The sequence below is a fragment of the Mesorhizobium sp. Root554 genome (assembly GCF_001427025.1).
In the GTDB taxonomy this organism is placed as follows: domain Bacteria; phylum Pseudomonadota; class Alphaproteobacteria; order Rhizobiales; family Rhizobiaceae; genus Mesorhizobium.
This window is the reverse complement of the sequence record NZ_LMGA01000001.1, coordinates 2,783,768-2,803,046: the sequence shown is the minus strand read 5'-3', so window position 1 is coordinate 2,803,046 and position 19,279 is coordinate 2,783,768. Positions and strand designations below refer to the sequence as shown.

Sequence of the window (19,279 nt, the reverse complement as noted above, 5' to 3'; positions counted from 1 at the left end):
CAGAGCGGAGCGCATGGCGGGTTTCTTCAAGAAAATCTTCTCCTTCGGCAAGAAGGAGGTCGTCGAGGAAAGGCCGGCCGAGGATGCGCCTCTGCCGCCGATCAATTTCGATGCGCTGCAGGCGCTGAAGCCGGCAGCCGAACAACCGGTTCCGGAATTCCTGAAACGCGACGCGCGGACGCCAGACGTGCCGTCCGAGCCGGCGGAAGGACCGCCATCCGCACCGGAAGAACCGGTCCTGCCGCCCTCAGAAGTCCCACCGGCTCCCGCGCCGCAGCCAGAGGCCGCGCCACCGGTTGCGCCAGTACGCGAAACGCCTGTTCCGGCGCCGCAGGAGGCTCCTGCCGAGCCCGCAACGCCCGAAGTCAAGCCGTCCAGGCCGGAAGTGCCAGAGCCACCGCCAGAGGTTCCGCCGCCGCCAGCGCCGGAACCGGCACCTGAAAAGCCGGAGATTCCGGCCGAGGTACCGGTCGTTCCTGAAATACCGGAGCAGCCGGTCGAAATTCCTCCTGTCTTGCCCGGGGAAAAGCCTCCGGCGAGGCCAGTTGAAATTCCGGTCGAGTCGCAGCCGGCACCTGCGGACATCCCGCCCCGGCCATCATTGGTCGCGAGCCAGCCTGTGTCGGAGGAGATCGCGCCTGAGGCCGACGCAACGTCGCGGCCCTTGCGCGACGAGGATCAGCGCGAAGCCGCAGAGGCCGTTCCACCTCCGGCTGAAATCCTGCCGCCCTGGCGCGAGCCGCCGCCTGTCGAGGCGCAGCCGGTTCTTTCCGACATAGCGCCAGAGCTGGCGGCTGAACCGTCCCCGACTGTCGCCAAGACCCTTGTTGAGAAGCCGGCGCCCGGCAAGGTCACGGTCGCCAAAAAGGTCGAGCAGAAGGCCGAGCCCCTGGCGGCGGCGCCAACATCCGTGCCGCGCCCGTCATGGTTCCAGCGCATGCGCGAGGGGCTGGCGCGGTCGTCGCGGGAACTGACCGGCAACATCGCCGGCGTCTTCACCAAGCGCAAGCTCGATGAAGAGACGCTGCAGGATCTGGAGGACGTACTGATCCGCGCCGACCTCGGCGTCGAGACAGCGCTGCGGGTGACGGATTCGCTCGCCGTCAGCCGCTACGGCAAGGATGTTTCGGACGCCGAGGTGCGCGCGGTGATGGCGGCGGAGGTGGAGAAGGTGCTGGCGCCGGTGGCATTGCCGCTGGAACTCGATCTCAGCCACAAGCCGCATGTCATCCTTGTCGTCGGCGTCAATGGCACCGGCAAGACCACCACGATCGGCAAGCTGGCGGCGAAACTGACCGATGGCGGGCTTTCGGTGATGCTGGCGGCGGGCGACACGTTCCGCGCCGCGGCGATCGAACAGTTGAAGATCTGGGGCGAGCGGACCAATTCTCCGGTGATTGCGAGCAAGCTCGGGGCCGACGCGGCCGGGCTTGCCTATGATGCGTTCGAGAAGGCGAAAGAGGCCGGCTCCGACGTGCTGATCATCGACACGGCAGGGCGGCTGCAGAACAAGACCGAACTGATGGCCGAGCTGGAAAAGATCGTGCGCGTGCTCGGCAAGCTCGATCCGGAAGCGCCTCACACGGTGCTGCAAACGGTCGATGCAACGACAGGCCAGAACGCGCTCAACCAGGTCGAGATTTTCCGCAACGTCGCCGGGGTCAACGGACTGGTGATGACCAAGCTGGACGGCACGGCCCGCGGCGGCATTCTTGTCGCCATCGCCGCCAAGCATAAGCTGCCGGTGTATTTCATCGGCGTCGGCGAACAGGTCGACGATCTGGAGCCGTTTTCAGCCGGCGAGTTCGCCAGGGCGATCGCGGGGGTGGCGTGATGACTATGCATTCGCCCGACGTCGAAGGAATGTGGCGGTTCTCCACCAGAGGGAAATCATGAACGCTCCCATCCTCGAACGCGACCCCTCCGACCCGCAGAAAGCGCGGAAGGAGACCGTCAACCCGGTGCTGAAGATGGTGCTGGAGCTGGGACCGCTGATGGTCTTCTTCTTCGCCAACACGCGCGGCGCGTGGCTGGCCGAGAAATTCCCGGTGCTGACCGATTTCGGCGGCCCGATCTTCATCGCCACCGGCCTGTTCATGGCGGCGACAGCGATTGCGCTGGCAGTTTCCTGGGCGCTGATGCGGAGGCTGCCGATCATGCCGTTGGTTTCGGGCATCGTCGTGCTGATCTTCGGCGCACTGACGCTCTACCTGCAGGACGACATCTTCATCAAGATGAAGCCGACCATCGTCAACACGCTGTTCGGCGCGACGCTGCTCGGCGGGCTTTTCTTCGGCAAGTCGCTGCTCGGCTACGTCTTCGACGAAGCCTTCCATCTAGACGCGGAGGGCTGGCGCAAGCTGACGTTGCGCTGGGGCGTGTTCTTCCTGGTCCTGGCCGTCATCAACGAGGTGGTGTGGCGCTCCTTCTCCACCGATTTCTGGGTCGCCTTCAAGGTCTGGGCGACCATTCCGATGACGGTGCTTTTCACGCTGAGCCAGATGCCGCTGATCATGCGCCATTCCGTCGAGGACCAGAAGAAGACGTAGCATTTGGGCCAAGGGGCGATGCGCTCCATGTTAGGCTCGCGGGCAAGGATTCGCCGCGAGCCGCACCATGCCGGATTTTCTTGCCATTTCGGGAAGCCTCAGGGCCGTCTCGACCAATTCGGCGCTTGTCCGGGCCTTGGCGCGCGATGCGCCGAAGGGCTTCGGGGTGACGATTTACGGCGATCTCGGCCTTTTGCCGATCTTCAATCCAGACGAGGAGCAGCGGCTTCCCCTCGCGGTGGCAGCGCTGGTTGAAGCAGTGGCGCACGCCGACGGCGTCATCGTCTCCTGTCCGGAATATGCCCACGGCGTGCCGGGTGGCCTGAAGAATGCGCTGGACTGGCTGGTCTCCCATGAAGCCGCGGTCGGGAAGCCCGCAATGCTGGTGCACGCCTCGCAGCGTTCGCACTTTGCCCGTGCGGCGCTGGCGGAGATCATGCGCACCATGTCGTTTGATCTTTATGACGGCCCGGAACTTGAGGTGCCCCTGCTCGGCAAGGAACCGCCGGAGATGGAAGCGGTGTTGGCCGAGATGGAGCACAGGCAGGCGATACGGTCGGCGCTGACGCGGTTCGCGGACTTCGTAACGGCGCGTTAACCGGCCATGCGCATAGCGCAATGCTGCGTTGCGGCATCTTTTATTGCGCTGCACAATTCCTATGTCATGGTGGAAGCCGAGAGGGAGGAACAAATTCGCTGCCTCGTGCGGCATACTGAAGGAGTTCCACAATGTTCGACACCATCGTGTCCCGCGCCCGCGATTCAATCGCCAAGCGCCGTCGCTACAACCAGCTCATCAACGAGATTTCCGGCCTGACCGACCGCGACCTGGCCGATATGCGCGCCAGCCGTTCCGAGATGATCTACCAGATCCGCCGTCAAATCTACGGCTGAGCCTGTTCAGGCCAGCCATTCAATCCAGCGTCCGTGGTAGTCGCACCGCGCCAGATGGCGGGTGCGGCCCTCGGGCCAGAGCGTCATAGACAAGGTCGCGAAAGGATCGCTGACTGTCAGCGGTTCCATGCGGAGCCAGGCGACGGGCCTTTGCGGCGTTGCCGTACGGCCGAATGCTTCGATAATCTTTTCCACAGCAGTTTTCGTGGCTCCAGGCAGATACTGCCACATGATCGAGTGATAGAGCGCGAAGACCGAACCTGATCGTGCGCCGGCCACGCCTTTCTCCAAAAACAATGCAGCATCTTGCCGCGCCACGCGCGGTGGCGAGGCATCGGCGATCGCCAGCGCGGCATCGAGCCGTGCGAGTCGCTGCGCCTGATCGGCCCAGATATAGGACCGCAGCCGCAACCGGGCGGCGGGATCGGCGATGTCGATCGGTGCGATGTCGCAGCCCTGCCGGCCAACGATCCGGATTTCCCCATCCAACGGCGGCGCCAAGCCTCTGACCTCCGGCGCCAGCCGTACCGTCGCACTGTCATCGCCCCACGCGGTGTCGGCATAACGGTAGCAAAAGCGGTCGAACAAAAGGTTCAGGCCAGCGCTGGCGCCAATCTCATGCAGGTCGATGGGCAATCCTGTTTCGCGCGCAATGGCGGTGAAGCCGGGCAGCAGCATGGCCGAGCGGGCCACCTCGTTCGTCTGCGGCGCATGGTCGAGTCCAGCGAGGAGCCTTTCGTCGAAGCGCTCGACGATAGCCGGCAACCGCGTGATCATCTCTGCTTCCTCTAGCCGATGCGGCGGATAGAGCCTGGCCAATGCGTCCTCGGCTTCGCTCAGCATCAAGGCATGAAGCGCCCCGCACAGGCGGAGCGACAATGCATCGGCGGCGGCGTCAGTTGGCCAGGACAGCACCGCCGTGCCCGTCCGCGTCGTCAGATCGAGCGTAGCGGCGAAGGCGCGGCAAAGCGTGGCCGTGAAAGGAGAACCCAGCGCGTCGCACCCTTGCGCCTGACGGACAAAATGGTTGCGAATCTGCTGCGCGCGGATGGCTTGTGGTGTCATTGCGACCCGGCCAGAGCCTTTTCCACCTCGGGCAGCAGCAGGGTCCGCGCCGATTCCGGCGTCAGCGGCCCGACATGCTTGTAGGCGATCTTTCCATCCTTGCCGATGACGAAGGTTTCCGGCACGCCATAGACACCCCAGTCGATCGCCGCCCGTCCGGCCTCATCCACCCCGATCATTGCAAAAGGATTGCCGAGCTCGCCGAGGAAGCGGCGGGCGTTTTCCGGCCTGTCCTTGTAGTTCAGCGCGGCCATGACGTAGCGCTTGTCCCGTGACAGGGCGAGCAGGACGGGATGCTCGTCGCGGCACGGCACGCACCACGAGCCGAAAACATTCACCAGCGTCACCTTGCCGGCAAAGGCCTTGGAGTCGAGGCCCGGCAGATCGGTTCCCGCCAACGCCGGCAGGCTGGTCTCAGGCGCTGACTGGCCGATGAGCGCCGAGGGCACTTCGGCGATGTCGCGCCCGGACAGGAGCTGCGCCAGGAACAGGCCGGCCAACCCCAGGAAAATCGCCAGCGGCAGCAGCAGGATCAAGCGCGGCCGATGCGACGCGCCGGTTTCCATGGTTGCCGGCGCTTCCCGGCCTTCGGCTGGCTGGCCGGTCATGACTTCGACGGCTGCTTCGACGGCTTGTCCGAACGGCGTCGGATGCCGGCCGCTTCCAACTCCGCCAGCTCGCGCTTGCGTGCCCGTTGGTCGAGCAGAATCCAGCCGATCAGCCCTGCCAGCACCACGGCGGTGATAGCATAAGCGGCGGTGACGTAGAGCGCGTGCGTGCTCATGGCCGGTTCTTCTCCAGAAACATGCTTTTCCTTAGCGGCGCCTCAGAAGCCGTGCAATCGGGTATGGGCGCGCATGGCTGCGGCCTGAACCGATCGTGATCAATCAATCCGCTCCATGTTTGAGCGCGACCGCGGCTGCGACCGGGCCGATGACCGCAAGAAACAGCGTCAGCGCGGCAAGAATGAGGAAAGGCTGCAGGAAGGGGTCCGGATCGTTTACTGCGCCATAGCTGGCCAAGACGCCGAAGATCAGCACCGGGATGGTCAGCGGCAGCACCAGCACCGAGATCAGCAGGCCGCCGCGCGGCAGCGCCACCGCGACCGCCGCCCCCGCCGCGCCGATGAAGGCTATGGCCGGGGTGCCGACCAGCAGGGTGAGGGCCGTGGCGCCGATCCCGGCCGGCGTCATGTTCATGAACAGGCCGAGCAGGGGGGCGGCGATCACCAGCGGCAGGGCTGTCGCCGTCCAGTGCGCCAGGCATTTCACCAGCACGGTCAGCGCCAGCATGTGGCGGTCGCTTTCCAGCACCAGAAGATCGAGCGAGCCGTCCTCGCGGTCGGCCTGGAACAGCCGGTCGAGGCCGAGCAGCGAGGCAAGCAGTGCGCCGATCCACAGGATCGCCGGGCCGATGCGGGCGAGCAGATTCAGGTCCGGGCCGACGCCGAACGGAATGGTGACGATGACGGCGAGGAAGAAGATGACGCCGGTGAGCGCCCCGCCGCCAGCGCGGAAACCCAGCCGAAGGTCGCGGCGGAAGAGGGCCAGCATTACCCTGCCCCTTGGGGAAAAGGCGAGGACGCTCCCATCCTCAGCTCGCCCGCTTCTTCCAGTCCCAGCGGCGAATGCGTCGCCGCGACAACGATGCCGCCGGCCGAGCAATGCGCTTTCATCAGGCCGGCGAAGCGCGCCTCGGATGCCTTGTCGAGCCCGGCGGTCGGTTCGTCGAGCAGCCAGATCGGGCGAAACGACACCAGCAGCCTGGCGATGGCGACGCGGCGGCGCTGGCCGGTGGAGAGGTAGCCGAAGGGCAGATGCGGGATCGCGTCAAGGCCGACAGCCGCCAGCGCCTCCATCACCGAAAGCGCGGCGGCCTGTCCGGAAAGAACCCCGTCACTCTCTCCGGCGAATCGCTGCCAGAAGTCCAGATTTTCCCGCACGATCAGGGCCGGCTTCATCGCGTTATGATGGCCGAGATAGTGGCAAGCGGCCGCCGGCGTCGTAAAGGCATCGCCGCCGCCTTCCACCCGGACGTTTCCGTTTGAAGCGGGCAGAAGCCCACACAGGACGCGCAGCAACGTCGACTTGCCGGATCCGTTAGGGCCTGTGACGGCCAGGGCCTGGCCGCTTTCTAGCGCGAACCCGATCTCGGAAAAGACCGGTTCGCCGCCGCGTTCCCCGCTGAGATCTTCGGCGACAAGCCGCATTTCCACCCTTTCGCCGAAAGTCCAGGCGCCGCATTTGCCCGACGCAGCAATTTTGCCAAAACCCGTCTAGAACTATTCCAGAAATTTCTCTATATGCGGCATACCAACCCCAGCGGTCGGGGAAGGCAACCTTTATTGTGCCGGACCGGCGCACGACCAGAAATGGCCGGGCGTCCGGGAGCGGACAGCGGAAATGGCCGTACCCGCACCTTTGCGCGTGATCGCATGCCCATCGGAGTCCGTTCCCTCGAAGGCAACAGACCAGATGGGGTCATTCCGTGTCCAAATCTCTCGATAGTTTCAATTGCCGCCGTACCCTGACCGCGGGCGGGGCGGATTATGTCTATTACGACCTGACCGAGGCCGAGAAGAACGGCCTCACCGGCATCGCCCAGCTGCCTTATTCAATGAAGGTTCTGCTGGAAAATCTCCTGCGCAACGAAGATGGCCGTTCCGTCACCAAGGAATCGATCCAGGCGGTGGCTGGCTGGCTGACTGACAAGGGCACCGCTGGCGTCGAGATCGCCTATCGCCCGGCCCGGGTGCTGATGCAGGACTTCACCGGCGTTCCGGCGGTGGTCGATCTTGCCGCCATGCGCGACGGCCTCGCGTCGCTCGGCGGCGATCCGCAGAAGATCAACCCGCTGGTGCCGGTCGATCTGGTCATCGACCACTCCGTCATCGTCGACGAGTTCGGCACGCCGATGGCCTTCGCCCGCAATGTCGAACTGGAATATGAGCGCAACGAAGAGCGCTACAAGTTCCTCAAATGGGGCCAGCAGGCGTTCCGCAACTTCCGCGTCGTGCCGCCCGGCACCGGAATCTGCCACCAGGTCAACCTTGAATATCTCGGCCAGGTGGTGTGGACCAACAATGAGGATGGCGAAACGACCGCCTATCCGGACACCTGCGTCGGCACCGATTCGCACACGACGATGATCAACGGCCTCGGCGTTCTCGGCTGGGGCGTCGGCGGCATCGAGGCGGAAGCGGCCATGCTTGGCCAGCCCGTCTCCATGCTTCTTCCCGAAGTCATCGGCTTCCGCCTGACCGGCAAGCTCAAGGAAGGCGTCACCGCCACCGATCTGGTGCTGACCGTCACCCAGATGCTGCGCAAGAAGGGCGTCGTCGGCAAGTTCGTCGAGTTCTTCGGCCCGGGCCTGTCGAACATGACGCTGGCCGACCGCGCCACCATCGGCAACATGGCGCCGGAATATGGCGCTACCTGCGGCTTCTTCCCGGTCGATGCCGAAACAATCCGCTATCTCAACATGTCCGGCCGCTCGGAAAACCGCATCGCGCTGGTCGAAGCCTATTCCAAGGCGCAAGGGATGTGGCGCGACAATTCCTCCGCCGATCCTATCTTCACCGACATGCTGGAACTGGATCTCGGCAGCGTCGTGCCGTCGATGGCCGGCCCGAAGCGTCCGGAAGGCCGCGTCGCGCTGGAAGGCATTCCGGCTGGCTTCGCCGCGGCGATGGAGACGGAGTACAAGAAGGCTGCCGAACTCCACAAGCGCTATGCGGTGGAAGGCACCGGCCACGATCTCGGCCATGGCGATGTCGTCATCGCCGCCATCACCTCCTGCACCAACACGTCCAACCCCTCGGTGCTGATTGGCGCCGGGCTGCTGGCCCGCAACGCCAACCGTCTTGGCCTCAAGCAGAAGCCGTGGGTCAAGACGTCGCTGGCTCCCGGCTCGCAGGTTGTGGCCGAGTACCTTGAAAAGTCAGGCCTGCAAAAGGAACTCGACCAGATCGGCTTCAACCTGGTCGGCTTCGGCTGCACGACCTGCATCGGCAATTCTGGCCCGCTGCCGGAACCGATCTCGAGGACCATCAACGAGAAGGGCCTGATCGCCGCCGCCGTGCTTTCGGGCAACCGCAATTTCGAGGGCCGGGTCTCGCCTGACGTGCAGGCGAACTATCTCGCCTCGCCGCCGCTGGTGGTGGCGCACGCGCTTGCCGGTACGGTCACCAAGGACCTGACCACCGAGCCGATTGGCGAGGACCGCAACGGCAAGCCGGTGATGCTCAAGGACATCTGGCCGACCAGCGCGGAAATCCAGGAGTTCATCGAGAAGAACGTGACGCGCGAGCTGTTCGCCCGCAAATATGCCGACGTCTTCAAGGGCGACGAGAACTGGCAGGCGGTGAAAGCGCCGACCGGACAGACCTACACCTGGGACGACGATTCGACCTATGTGCAGAACCCGCCCTATTTCGCCGGCATGACCAAGGGTTTCGGCAAGATCGGCGACATCAGGGGCGCCCGCGTGCTCGGCCTGTTCGGCGACAAGATCACCACCGACCACATCTCGCCGGCTGGCTCGATCAAGGCGGCTTCACCGGCGGGCAAGTATCTCATGGACCATGGCGTCGGCGTCGCCGACTTCAACCAGTACGGCACGCGCCGCGGCAACCATGAGGTGATGATGCGCGGCACCTTCGCCAACATCCGTATCCGCAACCACATGCTGGGGGAAAACGGCAGGGAGGGTGGTTACACGATCCACTATCCGTCCAAGGAGGAGATGCCGATCTACGATGCGGCGATGGAGTACCGCAAGGAAGGCGTGCCGCTGGTCATCTTCGCCGGCGTCGAATACGGCAACGGCTCGTCGCGCGACTGGGCGGCCAAGGGCACCAATCTGCTCGGCGTCCGGGCCGTCATCGCCCAGTCGTTCGAGCGCATCCATCGCTCGAACCTGGTCGGCATGGGCGTCATCCCGTTCGTGTTCGAGGACGGCACGTCGTGGGCGACGCTCAATCTCAAGGGCGACGAACTGGTCGAGATCGATGGTCTGGAGGCAATCAAGCCGCGGCAGAAGATGACCGCCAAAATCACCTATGGCGACGGCACGGTGAAGCAGGTTCCGATCCTGTGCCGCATCGATACGCTGGACGAACTCGACTACTTCAAGAATGGCGGCATCCTGCAATATGTGCTGCGTGATCTGGCGGCGTGACATTGCGCTTTCCTTCTCCCCGTGAACGGGGAGAAGGTGGCCCGTCGGGCCGGATGAGGGATAGCACCCAGCTTTCAAAGCTTCGCGCCGCCCCTCATCTGCGTGCCGGCATCGTCTCCCCGTATAGTGACGGGGAGATGCAGGCAGCGTCGATTTCGAGCCACCCTTATCTGGCTTTTCGCGCCGCCCCGTATCGCGCCGCTGCCGCCAGGAGCACGCCGAGCATCAGTCCGTTCAGCATGTGCCAGAGAAAGTGTGTTCCCAACGGAAAGCTGGTGCAGACCAGCGGATCGATCATGCGGCAGATGACCGAGACGACGAAGATGCAGGAGCCGGCGAGATTGTACCAGCCGGCGCGATTTCCGGTCGCCGTCACCCAGACGCCGAAGAAGGCCAGCGCGAGGAACGGTGGCAGATAACCTGTGGTGCCGTTCGAGGCCTGCCGAAGCCAGTCCGGAACGGCCCATGTCAAAAGCCCAACGGCCACGTAGAACAGCACGAAAACGGCAAGCGACCGCTGCCAGCTCATGTCGAGAAAGCGGCGCAGGTTGAACAGCGTGTAGGCGAGAGTGAAGCCGGCGATCGGCAGCACATCGACCCAGACCGTCCCGTTGGTGGCAACGGTATGGAAGACCGCCGAGCCGATGCCGATCGCAACCACCCACCACGCCAGGACTTCCGCGAAGGCGCCTGTGTCGCGCCTGCGCACCTCGCGCACGCCCCACAGACCGGCGGCGATGAAGGCGAGGTTGGTCAGCGCGTTCAGCGGCTCCGACCAAAGGTCGGGTCCGGTCCGCTCGCAATAGAGATCGACCGGCGTCATGAAAATCTGCCACATAGCGCGAAATGCCCAGCTTGCAGCCCCCGCATGCAGCCTGCCCGATTGCAATCGTACGGTCCATGTCGGGCAAGGAAAAAATTTCACCGCAACGTGACTTCCCGTTGAGGCCGGCTTCTGCCAAACATTTCGGCAATCAGAAGGAAGAAGCCGGCGTCACCGGCGAGCGGGAATGGTTATGACGCTTCGAAAGTCCCTGCGGCCGGCGGCGTTGGCGTTCGCCATTGCTGCCCTTGCCGGCGGCAGCCGCGCCGAGGAAGGCGACAAGCCGCTGGGCGTGGTCGAGCTGTTCACCAGCCAGGGCTGCAATTCCTGTCCGCCTGCGGACGAACTGTTCGGCGAACTGGCGGCGCGGCAGGACATCGTCGCGCTGGCCTATCATGTCGATTACTGGGACTATCTCGGCTGGCGTGACACGCTGAGCCGCAAGGAGAACACCGAGCGGCAGTACGAGTATATGCGCGCGTTCCGCAGCCGCTCCGTCTATACGCCGCAGGCTGTCGTGAACGGCCGCGCCCATGTGAACGGCGCCAACCGCGGCGCCGTTGGCGGGACGCTTGCCGCGCTGGAGAAGGCGGGCGAAGGGATGCGGGTCCGCATCAAGGTCAGTCGCGACGGCGACGGCGTCATGATCGACGCGGGCGACGCGGTGGCGGGGTCTTCGGCCAGCGCCCATGTCGTCATCGTGTTTTTCGATCCACCGCAGACTGTCACCATCGCCCATGGCGAGAATGACGGAAGAAAGCTGACCTACTGGAACGCGGTCACCGGTATCCAGACCGCAGGCATGTGGCACGGCAAGGCGCAGCGCTACGAACTGCCGATCAGCGAAATCTCGAAGAAGGCGGGCTGTGCCGTGCTTTTGCAGTCCGTCGGCAAGGATGGGTTACCGGGGCCTATCCTCGGCGCCGCCTTTATCCGCAAGCCGGCAGCCTACAAGCCTGGCGAGCCGACACATCCGGTGGCGAAACCATAAAATCCGGACAACAAAAAACCGGCGTCAAAGTGAACTGACACCGGTTAATTTTGGGATCGTCGCACCTGACTTTTCAAGACGAAAAGCCGAGGTTGGTTCGATCCGACTCTGACCCGTGGGCGGGGGGCTTGGGGTTTACGAGCCGGTGCCGGACCGAACCGTCTCAGGCAACGGGGGTAAATTCTTCGGACATTGGGGCGGGAGCGCGGATAAAAAATGGCGGGAATGTGGCGAGCCATCACCAATTCCAACAGATGTTTCACAAATGTGAGTGGACCTTTCGGGAAGGGGAGAATTGTCCGGCCGTGCGCTTCCGGCCTTGCAATTGTACCCTGAACGCGCCAACTTTTACGTCAGCTAACCTTGATCAGAAACACTGAGGGATCAGCGCATGACGGAAGGCGGCGGGATGGAGGATGGGGAAGGATCCGCAATACTGATCCCGTTGCATGAAGCCAGGCGCGAACGCCTCGACATGCCTGTCGCGTTCGAGCGGCGCGAACTGGACCTGATCCTGAGGCTCTATGGTCGCATGGTCGCCGCAAACGAATGGCGTGACTACGCCATCGATCATCTGACCGACAGGGCGGTATTCTCGGTTTTCCGCCGCACCAGCGAGGTTCCGCTGTTCCAGATCGTCAAGGATCCGAAGCTTGCCAGGCGCCAGGGGGCGTTTTCCGTTGTCGCCGCCGGCGGGCGCATCCTCAAACGCGGACACGAGCTGGCGCGGGTGCTGGGCGTCTTCGACAGCAGGCTGAAGCTGGTCGAAGCCTGAGCTTCTGTTCTCCTGTTAGATATGGGCAATCGCATATGCCATGCGACGGAGTGGGGGTAGGCCGTGCCATATCCCATAGTCCCGCCGTGAACGGGAAAAAGGAAGCTAGCCTCCCCTGAAATTCCGCTCCGGCAGCGAGTCGGGATCCGGCGGGACTGACGCCCCGCCATTCATCTCCAACTGCATGAAGACGGTGTCCAGCCAGCGGCCATGCTTGTAGCCGGAACCGGTCAGTCTGCCCGAATGGACGAAGCTGAGCTTCTCATGCAGTCTCACCGAGGCGCTGGCGGCGTGGCCGTCGCCGATGACGGCGACGATCTGGCGAAAGCCGAGCGTCCGCGAAGCCTCTATCAACCGCTCCATCAGCAGCCGGCCGATGCCTTGGCCCTTGGCCTCCGGAGCGACATAGACGGAATCCTCGACGATGAAGCGGTAGGCCGGGCGCGGCCGGAACGGTCCGGCATAGGCGTAGCCGAGCAACGCGCCCCCTTCGCCGTCTTCGGCGACGAGATAGGGAAAGCCGCCATCCGCCAGCGCTTCGAAGCGCGCTGCCATTTCGGTGCGGCTCGGCGGTTCCAGTTCATAGGTGGCGGTGCCGTTCAGCACGGCGTCGGCGTAGATTTCGGTGATGCGGTCGAGGTCGGCGGCGGTGGCCGCCCGGATGGTACCGAGGTTCATGGCATGGGACTTGGTTGGTCTGCGTTGCCTATGAAGCAAAGGCCGGCCCAAAAGAAAAGGGCCATCTCCATACGGACATGGTCAAAAAGAAAGGGCGGCTCGCGCCGCCCTTTCTTTTCAATGATTGCTCGCGAAGCGTGCAGATCAGCGGCGATCGCCCATGAACTGCAGCATGAACATGAACAGGTTGATGAAGTCGAGGTAGAGCGTCAGCGCGCCCATGATCGACTTGCGGCCTGCGACCAACTGGTCGTCGCCTTCGAAATACATCTCCTTGATCTTCTGCGTGTCGTAGGCGGTGAGGCCGGCGAAGATCAGCACGCCGATCGCCGAGATGGCGAAACCCAGCGCCGAAGACTGCAGGAAGATGTTGATGATCATGGCGATGATCAGGCCGAACACGCCCATGATCAGGAACGAGCCGACGCCGGTCAGGTCACGCTTGGTGGTGTAGCCATACAGCGACAGCGCACCGAAACCGGCAGCGGTGGCGAAGAAGGTCTGCGCGATCGACGCGGTCGTGTAGATCAGGAAGATCGACGACAGCGACAGGCCGACCAGACCGGCATAGATCCAGAAGGTGGTCTGCGCGGCCGAGACGCTCATGGACTGGACGCGGAACGACAGGAACATGACCGCGCCGAGCGGGGCCAGGATCACCAGCCACTTCAGCGGCGAGGCGAAGATGGCGTAACCGAAGGAGGTCAGCATCTGGCCATTGGCCATGGTGGCGACGGCGGACGCCGGATCGTTGGTGGTTGCCAGCATGACTGTGCCGAGCGCGGCGAGGCCGGTGATGACCAGGCCCATGCCCATCAGGTTGTAGACACGGATCATGTAGGCGCGCAGGCCCTGGTCGATGGCAGCATCGGCCTGGGTGCCGACAGGCGCGGCGCGCGTTTGGTAATTGCGGAATTCAGACATGGGATTCCTCTTTGCTCTGCCCCGTCCGGTGTCAGGTTCGAGAACCCAGGCGCCGCTGGCGGGGCTCCAGCATGCCTGTGGCGAAATATGATGATTCTTTTCGTCAAGAACAAGGCCCGTAACCAGGCGAAACAGGGCGTGAGGGGCCGAAAGGCTCCATTTGCGCGATCCCCGTGCGACCAGATTACGAAAATTTCATCGAATCCGCCGCTTAACGACCGGGTTTTCACGTCGAATCACAGCTCGCGCAGCACGGGTGCGGCCTTATGGCCCAGCACGCGCCAAGTGCCGGCAAGGCCTATACCGACCGTCACCACCAGCGCGAAGATGATGGTTCCCACCGCGACCTCCGGCATGAAATGCGACGGCAGCGACATGACGCGGGCGACGACGAACCATGCCGCCGCGCCGCCTGCGGCAAGCGCGAAGATGGCGGTGGCCAGTCCAATCAGCACGTATTCCAAGGAGAACGCCGCGATCAGCGTGCGGCGTGTGGCGCCGAGCGTCTTCAGCACGACCGCATCATGGACGCGCGCCCTGTTGCCGGCGGCGAGCGCGCCGGCCAGCACCAGAACGGAGGCGATCAAAGCAACGCCCGCCGCGGCGCGGATCGCGGTGCCGATCTGGCCGATCAGGCGGTTGACGATGTCGAGCGCATCCTTGACGCGGACGGCCGTCACGGTCGGGAAGGCGCGGGTCACGGCGTTGAGCAGTTTCGCGTCGCTGGCGGCGTCGGCCTGTTTGTCCGTTAACGTCGCCAGCCAGGAATGCGGCGCGCCGGCGAAGGTGTTGGGCGAGAATACCATGACGAAATTGATCCCCATGTTCTGCCACTCGACCTTGCGCAGATTGGCGATCTTCGCCGTCACGTTGCGGCCGAGCACATTGACGGTGACCGTGTCGCCGAGCTTGAGGCCGATCTGGGCGGCTTCCTCGGCGGCGAACGAGACCAGCGGTTCGCCGGCATAGTCTTTCGGCCACCAGCGGCCTTGCGTCAGGGTGGCGTTGCCCGGCTTTTCCGCCTCATAGGTCAGGCCCCGGTCGCCGCGCAGCACCCAGGCGCCTTCCGGCGGAACTTCGACCTTATCGACGGGCACGCCGTTCAGCGCCATGACGCGGCCGCGCAGCATCGGCACGCGGGCCAGTTCGCCCCTAGGGGATTCCTTCGCCAGCAGCGCCGAGAACGGCTCGATTTCGGTGCTCTGGATATCGACGAAGAAGAAGTTCGGCGCCCGTTCGGGCAGGCTGCCGCCGATCTGCTGCCGCAGATTGCCGTCGATCAGCGCCAGCGTTACCAAAAGCGTCAGGCCGAGCCCCAGCGACAGCACCACCGAGGGCGTCAGCGCGCCGGGACGGTGGATGTTGCCGATGGCGAGGCGCAGCGCGGTGGAGCGCACGCGAGGCGCCTTGCGGGCAAGCCATTGTACCAGGCTTGCGACGAGGCGCAGCACCAGGAAAGAAAACAGCGTCGCGCCGGTAAAGATCGCGGCGATGCGGCGGTCGTCGGAGAACAGGATGGCCAGGGCCGCCAGCGCCAGTGCGATCGCGATCGCGGCGGCGACGTAGGGCCAGCGCGGCGCGCCGCGGCTTTCGAAGCCCATTTCGCGGAACAGCGCGGTCGCCGGCACGTCGCGGGCGCGCCCGAGTGGCAGCAGGGCAAACACCAGTGTCACCAGCAAGCCGAAAAGCGCCGCCATCGCCAGCGCGCCGGGATAGAAGCCGCCCTCGGCCGGCACCGGGATGAGCGATTGCAACGCCCACGCCGCGGCAAACGGCATCAGCGCTCCGAGCACCAGGCCGGCGACGATGCCCATGGCGGCGATCATCAGGATCTGCACCAGATAGACGGTGAAGACGAACCCGCCCGAAGCGCCGAGGCTCTTGAAGGTGGCGATGACGCCGCGCTTGCTGTCGAGATAGGCGCGCACCGCATTGGCGACGCCAACGCCGCCGACGACCAGCGCTGTCAGGCCGACAAGGGTGAGAAATTGCGAGAAGCGTTCGATGTTGGACGATAGCGACGGAGCGGCGTTGTCGCGGGTCCGCACCGACCAGCCAGCCTGCGGAAAGTCAGCGGTCGCCCGGCTCTGGATGGCCGCGATGTCGGCTTCGGTCGCGCCGGGAATGCGGATCTTATAAACGTGCTCGACCAGGCTGCCCGGCCGCACGAGACCAGACGCCGCCAGGCCTTCGTCAGACAAGAGAAGTCGCGGCGCGAAACCAAAACCATCGGAAACCGCGTCGGGCTCTTCCAGGATACGAGCGCGCAACTCGAAGCTGGAATCGCCGAGCTTGAGGCGATCGCCGAGCTTGAGGCCGAGACGCTCGAACAGGATGTCGGGCGCGGCGGCGCCGAAGACGCCATCGCGTTCGCCGAGCAGGTCGGGCAGCGTTTCGGCTGGTTCGGTGTTCAGCGCGCCATAGAGCGGATAGGCGGCATCGACGGCCTTGGCTTCCACCAGCGCCTGGTCCGAACCATCTTCACGGCGGGCCATGGAGCGCATGTTGGCGCTTTCGGCAACCGCGCCAAGACCGGTGAAGAAATCGCGTTCGGCGTCGGTCGCCTCGCGCTGGTTGAGTTCAAAGCGGATGTCGCCGCCCAAAAGCGTCTGCCCCTGATTGGACACGCCGGCGGAGATCGAGCGCGCCACCGAATTGACGCCGCCGATGGCCGCGACGCCGATGGCGATGCAGGCGATGAAGATGAAGAAGCCCGAGAGGCCGCCGCGCATTTCGCGCAACGAGAACCGCAAAGCGAGGGAAAGCATACGGATCATGGCCGTGCCCGACCGCTCATGCCGATGCTTTCACTGCGGCAGGCGCCGTTTCGATGCGGCCCGAGCGCATCGAAACCTGGCGGTCGCAGCGGGCGGCGAGCGCCGGATCATGCGTCACCAGCACCAAGGTCATGCCGCGTTCGGCGGCCTTGGAAAACAGAAGGTCGGCGACCTGCCGGCCGGTCGCCTGGTCGAGATTGCCGGTCGGTTCGTCGGCGATGAGGATGCGTGGCGACGGCGCCAGGGCGCGGGCGATGGCGACGCGCTGCTGTTCGCCGCCCGAAAGTTCGCCCGGATGATGGGTAAGGCGATCGCCAAGACCGACCGCTACGAGCTCGCGTTCGGCGACCCCGAAGGGGTCCGGGTGGCCGGCGAGCTCCAGCGGCACGGCGACGTTTTCCAGCGCCGTCATATTGGGGATCAGATGGAAGGACTGGAAGACGATGCCAACGTTCCGGCCCCGAAATGAGGCAATGCGGTCTTCACTTTTGCCGTTGAGAAGTTCGCCTGCGATGCGGACTGTGCCGCCATCCACCCGTTCGAGGCCGGCCAGCACCATCAGCAGCGTCGACTTGCCGGAGCCGGAAGGGCCGACGATGCCGGTCGCCTCGCCGGAAGCGACCTTGAGGTCGACGCCCTTCAGCACATGCACGGATGACGGGCCTTCGCCGAGCGTCAGCGAAACGTCTTTCAGCTCGATCACGGTTTCCGTCACGGGGTGGGAATCCTATATGCAATGGGAACTGGCGGGGACTGGCCCCGCTCATATGGGGCCTGCCGCATGGCTTTCAAACGTTTCGCCGCCGCCGCTCTTGTCTTTGCCGCCCTTGCGTTTGCGCCGGCTATCGGCGCCCGGGCCGAGTCCCTGCAAATCGTCGGCTTCGGCGACAGCCTGATGGCCGGCTACGGGCTGAACCCCGGCGAAGCTTTTCCCGAAAAACTGCAGGCGGCGCTACGGGCGAAAGGTCACGATGTGGTGATCGCGAACGCCGGGGTTTCCGGCGACACGTCGAGCGGCGCGCTGTCGCGCCTCGACTGGTCAGTCCCCGACGGCACTCAGTTGGTCATCCTTGAGATCGGCGCCAACGACATGCTGCGCGGCATCGACCCGGAACTGGTCGAGCAAAATCTCGACAAGATGCTGGCGCGGCTGAAGGCACGCAACATCCCGGTACTGCTTGCCGGCATGCTCGCAGCGCCCAATCTCGGCCATGCCTATGGCGAGGCGTTCGGCTCGATCTATCCCAAGCTGGCGGAGAAATACGGCGCGACGCTCTATCCGTTCTTCCTAGACGGGGTAGCGGCCGACAAGGCGTTGCTGCTGGAAGATGGCATGCATCCCAGCGCCGGCGGCATCGACCGCATCGTCGAGCGAATTTTGCCGACGGTGCAGGACACGATCGCGAAGCTGCCGCCAAGGCAGGAGAAACCATAGGAAGGTGGCGTTTTTAAACCGCAGCCTAATTGTCATATGGGGCGAATAAATCCCTTGCCCAGCACAGGCATCGGTGATTCGCTGCAAATGTGAGTTCGATTCGAGGACAGGAGGCTTCTGCATGCCGCGTCTTTTCACCGCCCTCGAAATTCCGCGTGATGCCGCAATGTCGTTGTCCCTGCTTCGGGGCGGATTGCCGGGAGCCCGCTGGATCGACGTCGAAAATTATCACATCACCCTCCGCTTCATCGGCGACGTCGAAGGCCATGTCGCCGACGAGATCGCCAACGCGCTGGACCGGGTGCGGCGATCCTCGTTTGCGCTGACGCTTTCAGGGGTTGGCGCCTTCGGCCAGAAGAAACCGCATGCTGTCTGGGCCGGGGTTTCGCCTTCACCGGACCTCAACGCGCTGCAGGCCGAGATCGAACGCATCTGCCAGCGGTTGGGCATCGCGGCCGATCCGCGCCGCTTCACGCCGCATGTGACGCTGGCGCGGCTGCGCAGTTCGAGCCCGCTCGATGTCGCGGCGTATCTTTCGGCGCGTGGTAATTTCGCTGTCCCGCCGTTCCGGGTCGGCCGTTTCGTGCTGATGTCGTCGCGCGATTCTGTGGGCGGCGGACCCTACATCGTCGAGGAGACCTGGCCGCTTTCGGGCAACGATGCCCGTGCGGCGAGTTTCTCCACCAGCCTCTCCGACGCTTCGCGAATCATGCGGTAGACGACGGCAAAGCCGTCCGCGCCTCCATAATACGGATCGGGAACGTCGTTTGCGGGCAACCGGACCGTTTCGTCCGGGGCGGCGAAATCGGTGAACAGCCGTATCCTGTCGTGTGCGTCTTCCGGAGCAACGGCACGCAGCGACTCGACGTTGGAGCGGTCCATGCCGAGGATAAGGTCGAAGCGGGCGAAATCATTCGGCACCACCTTGCGCGCCTGACGGTCGGAAATATCGACGCCATGGCTGGCGGCGATGGCGACCGAGCGCGGGTCGGGCGCCGATCCCGAGTGCCAACCGCCGGTGCCGGCGGAATCGACCAGAAAACGGTGGGCCAGACCCCGTTCGGTCAGCACGTCGCGGAACACGCCTTCGGCCAGCGGCGACCGGCAGATATTGCCGAGGCAGACGAAAAGGATCGATCCTATGGGCTTCGCGTCCATCGATACCGCGCTATGTTGCTTTCAGTGGTTGA

20 protein-coding genes are annotated in these 19,279 nt (G+C 64.4%); 9 read left to right on the top strand and 11 right to left on the bottom strand.

The annotated features are described in order from the left end of the window. Positions 1 to 13: 13 nt before the first annotated feature. The 4 genes from ftsY (at position 14) to ASD44_RS18605 (ending at position 3,443) form a co-directional block, all read left to right on the top strand. Positions 14 to 1,834, top strand: coding sequence for a signal recognition particle-docking protein FtsY (ftsY, locus tag ASD44_RS13700; RefSeq protein WP_056112957.1), 1,821 nt, complete (start codon positions 14 to 16; stop codon positions 1,832 to 1,834). A 58-nt stretch (positions 1,835 to 1,892) separates the two neighbouring features. Next, positions 1,893 to 2,549, top strand: a complete 657-nt coding sequence (locus tag ASD44_RS13695; RefSeq protein WP_056112953.1) for a septation protein A — start codon at positions 1,893 to 1,895, stop codon at positions 2,547 to 2,549. A 67-nt stretch (positions 2,550 to 2,616) separates the two neighbouring features. Further along, complete coding sequence (locus ASD44_RS13690; protein ID WP_056112949.1) at positions 2,617 to 3,147, top strand: NADPH-dependent FMN reductase; 531 nt, start codon at positions 2,617 to 2,619, stop codon at positions 3,145 to 3,147. 131 nt (positions 3,148 to 3,278) lie between these two features. Then, positions 3,279 to 3,443, top strand: a complete 165-nt coding sequence (locus tag ASD44_RS18605; RefSeq protein ID WP_156459851.1) for a DUF1127 domain-containing protein — start codon at positions 3,279 to 3,281, stop codon at positions 3,441 to 3,443. Positions 3,444 to 3,449: 6 nt separating this feature from the next. On the opposite strand, the gene ASD44_RS13685 is transcribed toward ASD44_RS18605, so the two are convergent. From ASD44_RS13685 to ccmA, 5 genes are all read right to left on the bottom strand, one after another. Then, positions 3,450 to 4,508, bottom strand: a complete 1,059-nt coding sequence (locus tag ASD44_RS13685) for a DUF2332 family protein (protein WP_056112946.1) — start codon at positions 4,506 to 4,508, stop codon at positions 3,450 to 3,452. Next, complete coding sequence (locus ASD44_RS13680; protein WP_056116189.1) at positions 4,505 to 5,074, bottom strand: DsbE family thiol:disulfide interchange protein; 570 nt, start codon at positions 5,072 to 5,074, stop codon at positions 4,505 to 4,507. Before ASD44_RS13680 ends, ASD44_RS13685 begins: the two co-directional genes overlap by 4 nt. Positions 5,075 to 5,112: 38 nt before the next feature. Beyond that, entirely contained in the window at positions 5,113 to 5,292 is a 180-nt protein-coding gene (gene ccmD, locus ASD44_RS13675) for a heme exporter protein CcmD (RefSeq protein ID WP_056112943.1), read from the bottom strand. Positions 5,293 to 5,395: 103 nt separating this feature from the next. After that, positions 5,396 to 6,061 (bottom strand): heme exporter protein CcmB, encoded by a 666-nt coding sequence (gene ccmB / locus ASD44_RS13670; RefSeq protein WP_056112941.1) that lies wholly within the window; start codon positions 6,059 to 6,061, stop codon positions 5,396 to 5,398. Then, positions 6,061 to 6,717 carry a heme ABC exporter ATP-binding protein CcmA gene (ccmA, locus tag ASD44_RS13665; RefSeq protein WP_056112938.1) on the bottom strand — a complete coding sequence of 219 codons (657 nt, stop codon included), beginning with the start codon at positions 6,715 to 6,717 and terminating at the stop codon, positions 6,061 to 6,063. The genes ccmB and ccmA overlap by 1 nt, the downstream gene beginning before the upstream one ends. A 278-nt stretch (positions 6,718 to 6,995) precedes the next feature. Between ccmA and acnA the strand changes: the two genes are divergently transcribed. Beyond that, positions 6,996 to 9,686 (top strand): aconitate hydratase AcnA, encoded by a 2,691-nt coding sequence (gene acnA / locus ASD44_RS13660; protein WP_056112935.1) that lies wholly within the window; start codon positions 6,996 to 6,998, stop codon positions 9,684 to 9,686. Between the two features lie 166 nt (positions 9,687 to 9,852). On the opposite strand, the gene ASD44_RS13655 is transcribed toward acnA, so the two are convergent. Continuing rightward, positions 9,853 to 10,524 carry a ceramidase domain-containing protein gene (locus ASD44_RS13655; protein ID WP_056112932.1) on the bottom strand — a complete coding sequence of 224 codons (672 nt, stop codon included), beginning with the start codon at positions 10,522 to 10,524 and terminating at the stop codon, positions 9,853 to 9,855. A 172-nt stretch (positions 10,525 to 10,696) separates the two neighbouring features. Between ASD44_RS13655 and ASD44_RS13650 the strand changes: the two genes are divergently transcribed. Further along, positions 10,697 to 11,500 (top strand): thioredoxin family protein, encoded by an 804-nt coding sequence (locus ASD44_RS13650; protein WP_056112929.1) that lies wholly within the window; start codon positions 10,697 to 10,699, stop codon positions 11,498 to 11,500. 391 nt (positions 11,501 to 11,891) lie between these two features. Beyond that, positions 11,892 to 12,275, top strand: a complete 384-nt coding sequence (locus tag ASD44_RS13645; RefSeq protein WP_056112925.1) for a DUF2794 domain-containing protein — start codon at positions 11,892 to 11,894, stop codon at positions 12,273 to 12,275. 105 nt (positions 12,276 to 12,380) lie between these two features. Here the strand turns inward: ASD44_RS13645 and ASD44_RS13640 are convergent, their stop codons facing one another. The 4 genes from ASD44_RS13640 to ASD44_RS13625 all read right to left on the bottom strand — a co-directional run bounded on the left by ASD44_RS13640 (position 12,381) and on the right by ASD44_RS13625 (position 17,369). Next, complete coding sequence (locus ASD44_RS13640; protein WP_056112923.1) at positions 12,381 to 12,953, bottom strand: GNAT family N-acetyltransferase; 573 nt, start codon at positions 12,951 to 12,953, stop codon at positions 12,381 to 12,383. Between the two features lie 144 nt (positions 12,954 to 13,097). Then, a complete protein-coding gene (locus tag ASD44_RS13635; protein WP_056112920.1) occupies positions 13,098 to 13,877 on the bottom strand; it encodes a Bax inhibitor-1/YccA family protein in 780 nt (259 codons plus the stop codon). A gap of 236 nt (positions 13,878 to 14,113) precedes the next feature. Continuing rightward, a complete protein-coding gene (locus ASD44_RS13630) occupies positions 14,114 to 16,654 on the bottom strand; it encodes an ABC transporter permease (protein ID WP_056112917.1) in 2,541 nt (846 codons plus the stop codon). 16 nt (positions 16,655 to 16,670) lie between these two features. After that, positions 16,671 to 17,369, bottom strand: a complete 699-nt coding sequence (locus ASD44_RS13625) for an ABC transporter ATP-binding protein (RefSeq protein ID WP_056112914.1) — start codon at positions 17,367 to 17,369, stop codon at positions 16,671 to 16,673. Positions 17,370 to 17,435: 66 nt separating this feature from the next. On the opposite strand from ASD44_RS13625, the gene ASD44_RS13620 reads away from it, so the two are divergent. Both ASD44_RS13620 and thpR read left to right on the top strand, forming a co-directional pair. Beyond that, complete coding sequence (locus ASD44_RS13620) at positions 17,436 to 18,089, top strand: arylesterase (protein ID WP_056112911.1); 654 nt, start codon at positions 17,436 to 17,438, stop codon at positions 18,087 to 18,089. Between the two features lie 121 nt (positions 18,090 to 18,210). Continuing rightward, on the top strand, positions 18,211 to 18,807 hold the full coding sequence (gene thpR / locus ASD44_RS13615; RefSeq protein ID WP_056112908.1) for an RNA 2',3'-cyclic phosphodiesterase: 597 nt from the start codon (positions 18,211 to 18,213) through the stop codon (positions 18,805 to 18,807). Here the strand turns inward: thpR and ASD44_RS13610 are convergent. After that, entirely contained in the window at positions 18,711 to 19,247 is a 537-nt protein-coding gene (locus ASD44_RS13610; protein WP_056112903.1) for a low molecular weight protein-tyrosine-phosphatase, read from the bottom strand. The two genes, thpR and ASD44_RS13610, sit on opposite strands and share 97 nt — an antisense overlap. Positions 19,248 to 19,279 lie beyond the last annotated feature (32 nt).